Genomic DNA, 13847 nt, shown 5'->3' on the forward strand with positions numbered 1-13847 from the left:
CACCGTGCATGCGCTACCCCCCACGACGGACGATCGGGCACCGCTCAAGGTCAGCGTGGTGGTGCCGCTGTACAACACCGGCCAGACACTCCTCCACGGACTGCGCTCCCTGCGGGCACAGACGATGGCCCCGACGGACTACGAGATCGTCTACGTCGACGACGGCTCCACCGACGACACCGTCGAGCTGCTGCGGGCCGACATCGCCGCCCACGGTCCCGTACCGGCGGTGCGCCTGCTGCAGATCGAGAACTCCGGCTGGCCCGGACGCCCGCGGAACATCGGCACCGACGCCGCCCGCGGCGAGTACGTCCACTACGTCGACGACGACGACTGGCTCGCCCCGGAGGCCCTGGAGCGGCTGTACGCCCGTGCGCGTGAGACGGATGCCGACATCGTCATCGGCCGCATGGCCGGGCACGGCCGGGGAGCGCCCCGTGCGCTCTTCGAGAAGCCGCTGGCCAGCTCGGACCTGCGTACGGAGACTGTGCTGCTCGGCTCCATGACGGTGCACAAGCTCTTCCGCCGGTCCTTCCTGGACCGACACCAACTGCGCTTCGCCGAAGGGCGCGTGCGGCTGGAGGACCACCTCTTCACCCTGCGGGCGTACCTGCTGACCAGCCGGGTCGCCACCGTGCACGACTACACCTGCTACCACTGGGTGCGGCACACCTCGGGTCAGCACAACATCAGCCACCGGCCCATCGAACCGTGGTCGTACGTGGAGAGCGTCCGCAGGGTGCTCGCCCTACTGGACGCGCCCGACACCCGGGTCGCCCCAGGCCGGCACCACCGCCGGCTGACCGCGAACTGGTACGGGCAGAAGGCCCTCACCCGGCTCATCGGCCGCCGCCAGCTACGGCAGCCCGCGAGACGCCGGGCGCAGTGGTTCAACGCCGTCCGCGCGCTGGCCGACGAGATCCCGCCGGCGGCCGACGCCGCGCTCCCGCCCCGGCTGCGCGTGGTCGCCGCCCTCGTACGACACGGCGACCGCCACGCCCTGGAACGCTACGCCGCCTTCGAGGCCACGATCGACCACCAGCCAGAAGTGCTCTCCTCGGCCTGGCAGGACGGCAAGCTCACCGTACGGTGCCGCTCCCGCCTGGTCCGCCGCAACCCCGCCGGCATCGCTCCCGAGGCGCTGCTCTTCACCCGCTCCCACGACCGCTATGTCCTGTGTCTGCCACCGGAAGTAGCCGCGGTGCCGGCCGCCGTCTCCGCCGCCGACTTCACCAAGGAGATCCTGCGCAGCAAGGTCCGCGGCCAGCTACAGCACCGCGAGGGCGGGACGGCGCTCATCGTGCCGACCACCAGCCGTCTGCTGGCGGAGCCCGTACGCCGGAACTCGGCCCGCTGGCTGCACACGCTGGGCCGGTTCGGCAGGCTGGGACGTGTCGTGGGCCGGCTCCGCGCGCCCTCCTGGCTGCTCGGCCGACTGCCGATGCTCCGCGAACTGCCCGAGCAGTGCACGATCAGTTACGAGGCCGAGTTCACCGTGGACCCCGCCCAGCACGACCAGGGCGGACCACTCGCTCCCGGCAGTTGGGATCTCCAGCTGCGCCTGGTGTGCTGCGGATGGCGCACCTCACCGAGCCTGCGCGGCCTCAGCATCGACATGCCCGCCGCGACCCAGCCGTACGACGCGCCCGCCGCCACCCCCAGTTGAGGTCGCGGCGGGCTCATGAGGCGGAACGCGCTGACCCTCCGACGGGCCTGGTCAGGTGAGTCGGTCGGCGGCCGGCCCGAGGAACCGGCCCCACGCCTCCCGGGTGACGCTCAGCACGGGGCCACTCCGGGCCTTCGAGTCCCGGACGTGGACGGCGCGTTCGGCCACTGCCACCTCTAGACATCGCCACCGCCGGCGCTGCTGTAACTGCTCTTGAACCAGGCCGGCTGCGGCACCGTCCGACCGTTACCCCGCACCGTCATCTCTCTCCCAGCAGCTTCTCGATGAGGGTCAGCGACTCACCCGGAGTGAGTGCTTGCGACCTCGACAGGTTATAGCGCGCCTCCAGTTCATGAACCTTACGTTGTCCCGTATGGAGGCGGCTGTCGTCCTGCGCCTCGGTGTACGCGATGCGTCGGCCCTCAGCCGTGTCAATCAGGTTGAAAGGCCCACCGAGTCCGGCGTGATCGTCGCGGTCGGTCGGCATCACCTGGATGTCCACGTTACGTGCCCGTCCCGCGACGAGCAGGTACTCCCGCTGCCCGTGCAGGACGCTCGAACCACCAACAGGCCTGTGCAGCACCACCACCTCCAGCACGAAACCGAGCAACGGGGCGGTGGGACGCTCGACGATGCCCTGCCTCGCCATGCGTGCTTCGAGACGCTGTTCGATGACCTCCTCCGCCAGCAGTGGACGTTGTCTCTCGAAGACGGCTCTCGCGTAGTCGGCTGTCCGCAACAAGCCCGACACCAGCTGCGCCGCGTACACGCACAGCGACTCGGCCCCCGCCTGCAGTCGCACCGCGTCCCGGAAGAACGCCGGGTACTGCGCTCGCAGCACCTCCTCCTTGAGCGCCCGCAGCAAGCCCCGGCGCCCAGCACCTCGTCCGCGCGGTCGATGAACTGCGCCGGCGGAATCCGCCGGCCCCTGCTCGAAGGACGCGATCGACCGCGCCGCGTAGCCCACCCGGCTCCCGAAACTCGGGCCGGTCGATTCCCGCTCGGCAGCGCAGCAGCTTCAACTGCCGCCCGGACGCCACCACCACGCCCTCCCCCGGCTCGTCCGCCGGCCCGACCCCGTGCTCCGGGCGTTCGCCGTCGGCGCCCCGTTCGGTCGGTACCACCATGGTTCCGCTCCCTCCGTCGCCGGCCACCTCCCGGTCCAACGGCGGCGTACGGCCGAGGTCGCACGTCGGGTCGCGTACAACGTCCGTTCCACCGCGCACAACACCGGGACCGCGCCGCGTCACCACTGGTCACGCTTCACCACACTCCGCGAACGTGGAGCCATGACCAGCGAAACCACACCGCTCCTCCGCGCCGAACACAGCGGCACGGCCGAGCACTTCAGCATGGCGTTCAGCTCCACCCCGCGCGGCGCCCGCCTCGCACGACGGCTGGCCGGGGAGCGGCTGAACGCCTGGGGCGTGCCGTACGGCGGCGACGCGCACGACACCCTGGCCCTGATCGTCGGCGAACTCGCGGCCAACGCCACCTGGCACGGCTGGTCCCCGGGGCGCGACTGCCACCTGGCCCTCACGATGACGGCCACGACCGTACGAGTCGAGGTGACCGACTCCCGTCCCGAACGCCCGCCCCGTGTCGCGGCCCCCGCCGAGGAGCGGGACACCGGCCGTGGCCTGCTGCTGGTGGACGCCCTGGCCTCGTGCTGGGGCTGGCGCCCGCACTCCGCGGGGGTCGGCAAGACGGTGTGGGCGGAGTACACCGTGGAAACGCCTTGATGTATTCCCGAGCTGACTGAGTTCCGCTCAACGAAATGATCTCGTGAGGTGACTCGACCCAGTGGATCTCGCGTCGCGATGAGTCCTGCCGCGTCCGGTGGTCGTACTGTCGAAACCGTCACCGAGGAGGGCTTCTGATGCGCAGCGTGACGTATTCGATGGGCGTCTCACTGGACGGCTACATCGTCGGCCCGGACGGCGCCTTCGACTGGACGCCACCCGACGAGGAGATCTTTCGCTTCACCACCGACGAGGTACGAGAGGCCGGTGTTCACCTGTTGGGACGACGGTTGTACGAGACGATGCTGTACTGGGAGACCGTCGACCAGAATCCATCGCTCGACTTCCCCACGCGCGACTTCGCCGCGGTCTGGAGGGCGCTCCCCAAGGTGGTGTTCTCCACCACGCTGTCGACGGTGCAGGGCAATGCCCGCCTGGCCTCTGGCGGCCTGGCGGAGGAGATCGAGCGATTGCGAGCCGAGCCGGGGGACGGCAACATCGCGATCGGCGGTGCGACTCTCGCTGCCGAGGCGGCCGCGCTGGGTCTGGTCGACGAGTACCGGGCCAGGATCTTCCCGGTGCTGGTCGGCGGCGGCATTCCGTTCTTCCCCCAGCACCAGCGCCGGGTGGATCTCGAACTGGTCGAGACCCGCGACTTCAGCTCAAGAGTCGTCTACCTCCGCTACCGCGTGGCGCGTTAGCCGCCTGGGTCCGCCGAACCCTGGGAAGAACGGGCTGCCAGTGATGTCCCCTGTGAAAGGACCAGCCCCGCTGACTGGCACCTCATCCGACGGCCCAGCTCACGTGCCCTCTCACCGGGCCGTACGGTCCGTGCCCGGCGGGACCGCCGGCGTGTCCGGATTGAGCCCGAGCGGCACGGGCACCCGTGCGCGGAACGACAGGGCAGAAGCGCCGAGGGCACCCGGGTGGTGCCACCCGTCCGGCGAGGGAGCACGGATCATGCACTACGAGGAATTCATCGGTCGGGTGCAGGAGCGGGCGGCACTGAGCGACCGCCAGTCGTCCGAACGAGCCGTGTGGGCGGTGCTGAGCACGCTCGCGGAACGGCTGCCGGACGGTACGGCCGAACATCTGGCCGCGCAGCTCCCGCGAGGTGCGGCTGTACCGCTGCGGGAGGTGATCGTGTCGGACGAGGGCAGTTCGCCCCGTGAGCGTGAGGTCGCGCGCTGGCGCGGCGAACGCTTCGACCTGACCACCTTCGCCGGCCGGGTCGCCTGGCGGGACGCCACCTCCCAGGAGCGCGCCGCGTACCGGACGGCGGCCGTGGTCGAGGTACTCGACGCGGCGGTCGCGCCGGAACTGATGCGCAAGCTGGAGGACGTACTGCCGGCGGACATCCGGGAGGTGCTCCCCTCGGCACGCGTCCGGGACGCTGAGTAGTCGGGACGCGAGGCGGGCGACCGGTTCTCGCATGCAAAGAGGAGGCGGCCGTGAGCCGATCCGACAAGCTGCGGACGTACCGCGAGAAGCGGCACTTCGACCGTACGAGGGAGCCGGCGGGTGGCGCTGGCGCCGAGTGGCCGGAGTCCGGGTCGGAGCCGGTCTTCGTGGTGCAGATCCACCGGGCGAGCACCACGCACTTCGACTTCCGGCTGGAGGTGGACGGGGTGCTGAAGTCGTGGGCGGTGCCGAAGGGTCCGTCCGCGACGCCGGGCGACAAGCGGCTGGCGATGCCGACGGAGGACCATCCGCTGGAGTACCGGAAGTTCGAGGGGGTCATCGCGGAGGGTGAGTACGGCGCCGGCACCGTCCTCGTCTGGGACGAGGGCGCGTACGAGCCGTTGACCCACGACCGGCGGAAGCGTCCGGTGCCGTTCGCGCGGGGGTTGGCGGCCGGGCACGTGTCGTTCTGGCTGGACGGCCACAAGCTGCGCGGCGGTTACTCACTGACCCGTTTCCGCGGTGGCGAGGGCAACGGGGACGGCGAGCGCGAGGCGTGGCTGTTGGTGAAGCGGGACGACGAGCGGACCGCGACCCGTGGCGCGCCGGAGCCGACACGTGCCCGCTCGGCGCGTACGGGACGCACGCTCCACCAGGTGGCCGCCCAGGAGGAGCCGATCCGGCCGGCCGAGGAGTGGTGACCGGATACGCCCGGGAGACCGCGAGCACGCGCCGTTCCGGGTCCCTCTCCCGGCGGTCCTGCCGGGACGCGTGCTCACTCCCCGTTCGTCCGCCGATCGAAGCGCGGCGAGTGCCGCAGCAGTTCGGACACCTCCGTGTCCGCCGGCAGCTCCTCGGGCGGCGTGCCCCGGCGGAACAGCCGGGCGGGGCGTGCGCCTTCCACCCGGGCGCGGTCTCCCGTCACGCGCAGCCAGGACCCCTCCCGCAGCCCGAGCACGGCGACGTCGTTCTCCTCGAGGAACTCGGTCAGCCGCTGCTCCCTGGTCTCGCCCTTGTGGGTACTGCCCGGGTCCGGGTCGAGATAGTGCGGGTTGATCTGGAACGGCACGAGGCCCAGTGTCTCGAAGGACGGCGGCTGCACGATGGGCATGTCGTTGGTCGTACGGAGCGTGGGCGCCGCCATGTTCGTGCCGGCACTCGCGCCCATGTACGGCATACCGCCGCGCACCGCCTCGGTCACGGCCTGCCGCAGGCCCGTAGCGTACAGCTCGGCCAACAGCCGGAAGGAGTTGCCGCCGCCGACGAACACCGCGTCGCACGCGTGGAGTTCGTCGACCGGTGCGGAGCTCTCGTGCACGCCGCGGACGGTGATGCCGGCGGGCTCGAGTGCCTTGCGTACCTGTGCGGTGTAGGCGTCGTGGTCGGACAACGCGTACGGCACGAAGGCGAGTCGGCCGCCCTCCGGGAGGAAGCCGGTGACGGTGTCGAGCGCGTGTGCCAGGTATTCCCGGCCGTGCTGGGTGGAGTTGGACAGGAGCAGCAGCTTCATGCGGTCTTCCCTGGTGGTGCGGTACGGGTGCGGGCGCGCGGGGGTCGGGGACGTTGCGGCGGCTGGGTCAGGCGCTTCTCCAACAGCTCAGCGGCCTGGCGGAGGGGGTCGAGCCGGTCGCCGGGGCCGTGCGGGAAGCGTTCCTCGGCACCGCCGAGGCTGAGGCTGCCGTACGGCTCGGGGCCGAGGAAAACCGGCACCGCGACCGTGCCGATGCCGGTGTCGTACTCCCCCACCGTCCAGGCGTAGCCCTGGGCGCGGATGCGCAGAAGCTCCTCCTCCAGCAGGTCGGCGTCGGTGACCGTGCGATCGGTGAACCGGGCCATGGGCCGACCCCGGAACAGCCGGTGGCGCTGCTCGTCTGGGAGGAAGGCGTAGTACGACTTGCTGGTCGCCCCGGCGTGCGCCGGGTACAGCTCCCCCACCAGCGGGTGGTAACGCAGTGGCCCCGCCGGGCCCTCCGCCGCCACGACGCAGCGCATGTGGAAGCTGTCGGGCAGGGAGAACAGCACGGTGTCGCCGGTCGTCCGGGACAGTTCCTCCAGCACCGGCTTGGCCAGAAGTTCGAGTGACCCGGAACGTTCCCACAACCGGCCGAGCCGGAGCGCGGCCGGGCCGATGCGGTAGCGCCGGGTCACCGGGTCGGACACCAGGAACCCACGGCCGGCCAGCGTGGCGAGCAGGCGCTGGGCGACCGAGGTGTCCCAGCCGAACTCCTCGGCCACCTCGGTGACACCCCAGTCGGGGCGGCTCCGCTCGAAGGACAGCAGGACGAGCAGGGCTCGGTCGACGGTCTGGAGCGAGCCGGGAGGCGTAGCCCGGTCGGTGGCGAACTCAGCCATCGCGTCTCACCATACAGACTTGGATTGCAGATAACGGGAAATCATTGCGTTCTACGTTATCCGGTCCCGACTCTGATGTCCGCACCCCCGCGCAACCCATCCAACCGGCCGGAACCTCGCGCAGGGCGGTTGCCCAAGCGAAAGGAAGGCCGCCGCATGTTGAAGTACGTCCTCGAGTTGATCGACCTGCTGGACGATCCACGGGTCGACGGCGAACGGGTAGTGGAGTACCTGGACTTCGTCGCCGGCGCCGAGGCCTCGGGAGCGCGGATCACCACGGTCCCCGGGGAGCGCGGGACGACGGATTTCGTTCGGGTACGCGTCTCCGGCAGCCACGGGCGCTCCGCGGGGGAGAACGCCCGTACCCTTGGCGTGGTCGGCCGACTCGGCGGAGTCGGGGCACGGCCCGAGATGACCGGTCTGGTCTCGGACGCGGACGGCGCGGTCGCCGCGCTCGCCACGGTGGCCAAGCTGCTGGACATGCGCCGCCGCGGGGACACGCTCCCGGGGGACGTGGTGATCGCGACCCACATCTGCCCCACCGCGCCCACCGAGCCGCACGACCCAGTGCCGTTCATGGGCTCACCGGTGGACATCGCCACCATGAACCGGCACGAGGTCGCGGCGGAGATGGAGGCCGTGCTCTCCATCGACACCACGAAGGGAAACCGCGTCATCAACCACCGGGGCCTGGCCCTCTCCCCCACCGTCAAGGAGGGATGGGTGCTGCGGGTCAGCGAACAGCTCGGCGAACTGCTGTCCGTCGTCACCGGTCAGCCACTGGTGACCTATCCCGTCACGACCCAGGACATCACCCCCTACGGGAACGGCGTGCACCACATCAACTCGATCCTTCAGCCGGCCACCGCCACCAACGCCCCGGTCGTCGGGCTGGCGGTCACCTCCTCCGCCGCCGTACCGGGCTGCCAGACCGGCGCGAGCCACGAGACGGACATCGCCGCCGCCGCGCGCTACGCCGTCGAGGTCGCCAAGGCGTACGGCGCCGGCCGGCTGGACTTCCACGACGCGGAGGAGTTCGCCGGCCTCGTCCGCCGCTACGGCGCGATGAACCACCTGCAGACCCTCGGGCGGCACCAGGAGGAGTCCTGATGGCGTCGACAGGGCAGGCCGCCGCGAAGCACCTCGGCAACGACGACTACGCGCTCTCCCGCGTCCCGCGCGACCAGCGCTTCGGCTTCTGGAGCATGCTGCTCCAGTGGCTGGCCCAGTCCGGCTCGATCTCCCAGTTCACCCTGGGGGCCACCATCGGCGTCGGAATGACCTTCGGTGACGCCTTCCTGGCCTTCACGCTCGGCGCGGTCATCCTGGAGGTCGTGATCTTCGCCATCGGCCTGGCCGGTATGCGCGAAGGACTGGCGACGCCCCTGCTCACCCGCTGGGCCGGCTTCGGGAGAAACGGTTCCGCACTGGTGAGCTTCGTCCTCGCGGTCAGCCTCGTCGGATGGTTCGGCGTCCAGAACACGATCTTCGGGGAGAGCGTGTCCGCCCTGGCGGGTGGCCCGGCGTGGGCGTGGTGTCTGGCCGCCGGGATCGCCATCACGGTGCTCGTGATGTTCGGCTTCCGCTACATGGCGCACTTCGCGAAGATCGTCACCCCGCTCTTCTTCGGCATGGTCGCCTGGTCCGTCACCAGCACGCTGATGGACCACTCCCTGACGGAGTTGATCAACTCCCCGCCCCCCGGGGAGACCATCCCCCTCTCGGTGGCCGCCACGGCGGTCGCGGGCGGCTTCATGACCGGCGCGATCGTCGCCCCGGAACTCACCCGCTACAACCGGAAGGGCTCGCACGTCCTCCTGCAGACCGGCTCCTCGATCGTCCTGTCCGAGTACATCGTCGGCATGGTGGGTGTACTGCTCGGTCACCTGGTCAAGAGCAGCGAGGTCTCACACATCGTGCTGAGCACCTCCGGGGCGTTCGGCGTCCTTGTCGTCCTGATGTCCACGGCGAAGATCAACGACTGGAACCTCTACGGCTCTTCCCTGGGGGTGGTCAACTTCTTCCAGGTCGTCTTCGGCAAGCGCCTGCACCGCGGAGCCGTCACCATCGGGCTCGGCGTGGCCGGCACGGCGCTCTCCGCGGTCGGGATGATGGCGCACTTCACGGACTTCCTGTCACTGCTGGGCGTCACCATCCCACCCATCGGCGGCATCCTGGTGGCCGAGTACTGGCTGGTCCGCCGGATGCGGAAGCCGCTCGACGACACCCGGGAGTCCGGCACCCTCCCAGCCAGCTCGCCCACCTGGGTACCGATGTCCCTGGTCATCTGGGCCGTGGCGTTCTGTGTGGGCCAGTTCGTGGACGCGGGCATCCCGGCGCTCAACTCGCTGTTGACCGCGGTCGTGCTCTACTGCGTGCTCGGCCGACTGGGACTCGTGAGGCCGTACGGCACCTCGGAACTGGACCACGAGGTCGGCACCGCCACGCGACGGGGCCACAGCGACGGCGAAAGTGAAACCACCCCGATCGGAGCCGTATGACCTCCCCCAACCCGCAGCCCACACCGGCCCCGGCGTCCGAGGAGGCACAGCGTGAGGTCGTCGACCTCTGCGCCGAACTCATCCGCTTCGACACCTCCAATCCCACCAGCGACGAACGTGCCTGCGCGGAATGGGTCGCCGGCAAGCTGGCCGAGGCCGGCATCGAGTCACAGCTGATCGAGAGCGAACCGGGCCGCGCCAACGTCATCGCCCGGATCGCTGGTTCCGACCCAGGGCGCGGCGCGCTGCTGGTGCACGGCCACCTGGACGTCGTACCGGCGGACCCGGCGGAGTGGCGGGTCGCGCCGTTCGCCGGGGAGATCAGGGACGGGTACCTCTGGGGCCGAGGCGCCATCGACATGAAGGACACGGTGGCCGTGATGCTCGCCACCGCGCGGCACTTCGCGCGTACGGGCACACGCCCGGCGCGCGACCTGGTCCTCGCCTTCCTCGCCGACGAGGAGGCCGGCGGGAGGTGCGGCGCGCACTGGCTGGTGACCCACCGGCCGGAGCTGTTCGAGGGGGTCACCGAGGCGATCGGCGAGGGCGGCGGCTTCTCGTACGCGCTGGACGACACACGCCGGCTGTACCCGATCGAGAACGCGCAGCGCGGCATGGCCTGGATGGAACTCACCGCGACCGGGCGAGCCGGGCACGGTTCCTCGCCCAACGCCGAGAACGCCGTGACGGACCTCGCCGAGGCGCTGACCCGGATCGGCCGGCACACCTTCCCACTCCGGCTGATCGAGCCAGTCCGGGCGCTGCTGGCGGAGGCCGCGCGACTGTACGGGGTCGAGTTCGACGAGGGCCACCTGGCGGGCAGCCTGGACCGGCTCGGGCCGGTCGCCGACTTCACCCAGGTGGTGCTGCGCAACTCGGCCAACCCCACGATGTTCCAGGCCGGCTACCAGACCAACGTGATCCCGGGCCGAGCCACCGCCAGGGTGGACGGCCGCTTCCTGCCCGGACACGAGCAGGAGCTGATCGACACCATCGACGCGCTCCTGCCTCCGTCGGTGAGTCGCGAGTGGGTCAACCACGACCTCGCTATGGAGACCCCCTTCGAGGGTCCGCTGGTGGACGCGATGTGCGACGCCGTACGCGGGGAGGACCGGGACGGCTACCCGGTGCCGTACTGCAACCCCGGTGGCACCGACGCCAAGGCGTTCACCCGGCTCGGCATCCGCTGCTTCGGCTTCAAGGGGCTGAAGCTGCCGCACGACCTGGACTACGGCCGACTCTTCCACGGCGTGGACGAACGGGTGCCGGTCACCGGCCTGGAGTTCGGGGTCCGGGTCATGACCCGCCTGTGGCGGACCTGCTGAACGACCGATACGCGCGACGGTCTCCCGCCGTGGCCCGTCCGCACCGCCCCCGCCGCCGTCAGGCGGCGGGGGCGATGTCGTTGTCGGCAGTTCCGTGTGTACGCCCTGGCCTCCTGCCCGAAACCTTCGCGGGCCTCCGCGAGGTGATCACAGGAAGCGGCGGATGGGACGTACAGCTACTTCCCCCAGGCGCTGCGGCACGGGCCTGCGCTTCCAGCGTCCGGGCGTGATGAGGTCGCCGCCCTGCCAGTCCACGGTGTAATGCTCGTCCAGCGTCGCGGTGAGTTCCTCGTCCACGACGGCGAGCATGACCTCTTCGTCATGTTCGAGCGAGCGACGGTTGAAATTGGTCGAACCGACCAGGGAAACGATGCCGTCGATGGTCACGATCTTGGCGTGCAGCATCGTCGGCTGGTACTCGGCGATCCGGACGCCGGCGCCCAGGAGATCCTCATAGGAGCGACGGCCGCCCAGCTGCGAGACGCGTTTGTCCGTGTGCGGACCGGGGATCAGGATCTCGATCCTGACTCCCCGGCGAGCTGTGCGGCACAACAGTTGGACGAAGAAATCGTCCGGGGTGAAATACGCGGTCGAGACCCGGACCCGCTCCTGTGCCGACTCCAGCACCACACGCAGCAGGGTCTGCATGTCCTGCCAGCCGAAGCTGGCCGAACCGCGGACCACCTGGACCACGGACCGACCGGTCATGTCGTGTTCGATGAAGCGGTCATTATGGTCGAAGAGCTCCTGATGGCACTCCGCCCAATTTTGAGCGAACGCGGCCGTGATGCCGTCGACCGCTGGGCCGCAAACCTGGATGTGCGTATCCCGCCATTCACCCGGATGACGGGCGTCCCCGCACCATTCCTCCGCAATGCCTACCCCTCCGGTGAAGGCGGTTCGCTCATCAACCACGAGAGCCTTGCGGTGGCAGCGGTGGTTCTGCTTGAAAGGAGAGACCCACATCGGCTTGCGGAACCACACTACCTGCACGCCTGCCGCGGACATCTCGTCGAGCAGGTTCTGCTGGATGGGGCTGCTGCCGAACCCGTCCAGCAGCAGTCGCACGCGTACACCCTCCCGGGCGCGTTCCGAGAGCGCGGCTGCGAAATCACGGGCGATGTCACCGCGCCAGTAAACGAACGTCATCATGTCGACCGTGTGCTCGGCCGCTCGGATCGCCCCGAGCATCGCGGGGAAAATCTCATCGCCGTTACGCAACACGCGCAGCTCGTTGCCTTCCGTCGCGGCGATGCCAATCAACCGCTCCAGACGTCTGCGTATCTCCCGCTTTCGCTCCCCGACCCGCACCGCACTCGAGTTCGGGCCATCATCGGCAGGACTGGCAGGCTGCTCCGCGACACTCATGAACCGGACCCTACGGACCCCGTCGGCCGGATGGGAGAACCCTTCGTGACGACAGTGAAGGCCGTCGGACAGTGCGAGACGGCGACCGAGGCTCAACTCTCGTGGTCTTCGGCGCGTGTCGCCTCGCGATCGGTGCGCTCCTCTTCCTTGTCGCGCTGCGCCTGACGCTCAAGCTCCCGTTGGCTATAAGCAGCCCGACGCACGGCATCCTCTCCCGCGAGACCGGATCCCAGAGCACCTGCGATCGTTCCCATGGACGCAGACAGCCACGCGATGGTCGCCAGGTCGGAGAAGCCGGCCCCGTGCCCGAGCGTGGTGGCAAGGTAGCCGATAGGGATAGCAACGAACGCGGCAAGCAGCGTGACGGCGTACAGCAACAGGTACATACAGAAGACACCGAAGGAAACCGTCAGCGTCGTCACCGAGTTGTACAGCGCCGATTCGGACCGCAGACGACGGTTTCTCGGCCTCTCCCACAGACCGTTGTCGAAGATCAGCCAGACGATCATCGCGAGCACCGCGGCCGCATTCACCAGGATCAGGCGTGCGGTACTGAAGGCATCTGCCAACTGCCAGATGTTGGAATAGAACACTCCGAACGCGGCGCCGGCAGCAGCACCCGCCAGCGCTGGCGAGAGGCTCGGAACCAGACGCCAAGGACGGTTCACCCTCACCATCCCGGTCAACAGCCGCAGCTTCCCCCGCGCCCCTGTCAGCACAAGGTGCAGGGACCCACCCTGAGGACCGAGTTGGACGTCGGAATCCTCTTCAACGTCCTCCTGCTCATCAGCGCGCCTCTCTTCACTGTCGCTGATGATGTCCCAGGAAAAGCCCAGCCCGGACCCGGCAGGTTTCCGCTCCCCACCCGGCTCCTCCGTGGCGGCAGATCGAGCGCCACCCCCACTCCCGAGATACTCGGCCACCAGATACGCGATCGTGTCGCGCGCCCGGCGGCGCACCCGAAACGCCCCGAGGGCGGGCAACGACACAAGTCCCACCCCGCGATCGGGGTGGCAGTCAGCGAAAACCGGCTGCTTGCCCGCTCGACGCGGCAATTCGGTCAGCAGGACAGTGACATCCCACCCCTGCTCCTCCCGCTGACGACGCCCGATATCGAGCAGCGGCAACACACCTTCCTCATCCAAGGGCAGCAACTGCGACGAGGTCTCCACCCGCCAGCGCTCCCGGCCACCCTCGGGCTCCGCGAGCAGAGCAGACAGCTCCTGTCCGATCGAATCCACAATCTCAGCCGACGGACCCGGGTCAGCGACCAGCCCGAGAACGGCTTCAGCGTTGTCCACACGACCGTTGCCTGCTTCCGCCGCGTCTTCCTTCGTGCTCAAGAACCTCTCCTATTCGCGCCATCCCGCCGCGCCGTCACAGAGGTGACGACGCGGCGGGAAAGCGCCTCTTCCTCGTACATGTTCTGCCTGCACGGAACCCTGCCAAAGAGAGCACCTCTCCAGGACCGGGACACGCTCCACAAGGCTAG

The 13847-nt window shown here is 69.5% G+C and carries 14 protein-coding genes; 8 read left to right on the forward strand and 6 right to left on the reverse strand.

What is annotated here, in order from left to right; genetic code table 11:
- Positions 1-4 precede the first annotated feature (4 nt).
- Positions 5-1666, forward strand: a complete 1662-nt coding sequence (locus AN216_RS07795) for a glycosyltransferase family 2 protein (RefSeq protein ID WP_170843059.1) — start codon at positions 5-7, stop codon at positions 1664-1666.
- Positions 1667-1717: 51 nt separating this feature from the next.
- On the opposite strand, the gene AN216_RS30815 is transcribed toward AN216_RS07795, so the two are convergent.
- Entirely contained in the window at positions 1718-1834 is a 117-nt protein-coding gene (locus AN216_RS30815; RefSeq protein WP_338059234.1) for a DUF397 domain-containing protein, read from the reverse strand.
- A gap of 91 nt (positions 1835-1925) precedes the next feature.
- Positions 1926-2531 (reverse strand): DUF5753 domain-containing protein, encoded by a 606-nt coding sequence (locus tag AN216_RS07805; protein ID WP_338059235.1) that lies wholly within the window; start codon positions 2529-2531, stop codon positions 1926-1928.
- Between the two features lie 424 nt (positions 2532-2955).
- Between AN216_RS07805 and AN216_RS07810 the strand changes: the two genes are divergently transcribed.
- The 4 genes from AN216_RS07810 (at position 2956) to AN216_RS07825 (ending at position 5510) form a co-directional block, all read left to right on the forward strand.
- The gene (locus AN216_RS07810; RefSeq protein WP_070195866.1) at positions 2956-3408 is read left to right on the forward strand and encodes an ATP-binding protein; all 453 of its coding nucleotides are present in this window, start codon (positions 2956-2958) and stop codon (positions 3406-3408) included.
- 137 nt (positions 3409-3545) lie between these two features.
- Positions 3546-4109, forward strand: coding sequence for a dihydrofolate reductase family protein (locus AN216_RS07815; protein WP_070195867.1), 564 nt, complete (start codon positions 3546-3548; stop codon positions 4107-4109).
- Between the two features lie 259 nt (positions 4110-4368).
- Positions 4369-4809 (forward strand): DUF2267 domain-containing protein, encoded by a 441-nt coding sequence (locus tag AN216_RS07820; RefSeq protein WP_070195868.1) that lies wholly within the window; start codon positions 4369-4371, stop codon positions 4807-4809.
- 50 nt (positions 4810-4859) lie between these two features.
- The gene (locus tag AN216_RS07825) at positions 4860-5510 is read left to right on the forward strand and encodes a DNA polymerase ligase N-terminal domain-containing protein (RefSeq protein ID WP_070195869.1); all 651 of its coding nucleotides are present in this window, start codon (positions 4860-4862) and stop codon (positions 5508-5510) included.
- A gap of 74 nt (positions 5511-5584) precedes the next feature.
- On the opposite strand, the gene pepE is transcribed toward AN216_RS07825, so the two are convergent.
- A complete protein-coding gene (gene pepE / locus AN216_RS07830) occupies positions 5585-6319 on the reverse strand; it encodes a dipeptidase PepE (RefSeq protein ID WP_070195870.1) in 735 nt (244 codons plus the stop codon).
- The gene (locus tag AN216_RS07835; RefSeq protein ID WP_070195871.1) at positions 6316-7161 is read right to left on the reverse strand and encodes an IclR family transcriptional regulator; all 846 of its coding nucleotides are present in this window, start codon (positions 7159-7161) and stop codon (positions 6316-6318) included. The genes pepE and AN216_RS07835 overlap by 4 nt, the downstream gene beginning before the upstream one ends.
- 156 nt (positions 7162-7317) lie before the next feature.
- On the opposite strand from AN216_RS07835, the gene AN216_RS07840 reads away from it, so the two are divergent.
- From AN216_RS07840 to AN216_RS07850, 3 genes are read left to right on the forward strand one after another with little or no spacing between them, the layout of a single operon-like run.
- Positions 7318-8271 carry a DUF1177 domain-containing protein gene (locus AN216_RS07840; protein ID WP_070195872.1) on the forward strand — a complete coding sequence of 318 codons (954 nt, stop codon included), beginning with the start codon at positions 7318-7320 and terminating at the stop codon, positions 8269-8271.
- Positions 8271-9662: a cytosine permease gene (locus AN216_RS07845; protein ID WP_070195873.1), complete on the forward strand. Its 1392-nt coding sequence runs from the start codon at positions 8271-8273 to the stop codon at positions 9660-9662. Before AN216_RS07840 ends, AN216_RS07845 begins: the two co-directional genes overlap by 1 nt.
- The gene (locus AN216_RS07850; protein WP_070195874.1) at positions 9659-10987 is read left to right on the forward strand and encodes a M20/M25/M40 family metallo-hydrolase; all 1329 of its coding nucleotides are present in this window, start codon (positions 9659-9661) and stop codon (positions 10985-10987) included. The genes AN216_RS07845 and AN216_RS07850 overlap by 4 nt, the downstream gene beginning before the upstream one ends.
- A 147-nt stretch (positions 10988-11134) precedes the next feature.
- Here the strand turns inward: AN216_RS07850 and AN216_RS07855 are convergent, their stop codons facing one another.
- Entirely contained in the window at positions 11135-12355 is a 1221-nt protein-coding gene (locus tag AN216_RS07855; RefSeq protein WP_070195875.1) for a phospholipase D-like domain-containing protein, read from the reverse strand.
- A gap of 92 nt (positions 12356-12447) precedes the next feature.
- The gene (locus AN216_RS07860) at positions 12448-13698 is read right to left on the reverse strand and encodes a hypothetical protein (RefSeq protein WP_244502365.1); all 1251 of its coding nucleotides are present in this window, start codon (positions 13696-13698) and stop codon (positions 12448-12450) included.
- Positions 13699-13847: the final 149 nt, after the last annotated feature.

The organism is Streptomyces oceani (assembly GCF_001751245.1).
Classification (GTDB): Bacteria; Actinomycetota; Actinomycetes; order Streptomycetales; family Streptomycetaceae; genus Streptomyces; species Streptomyces oceani.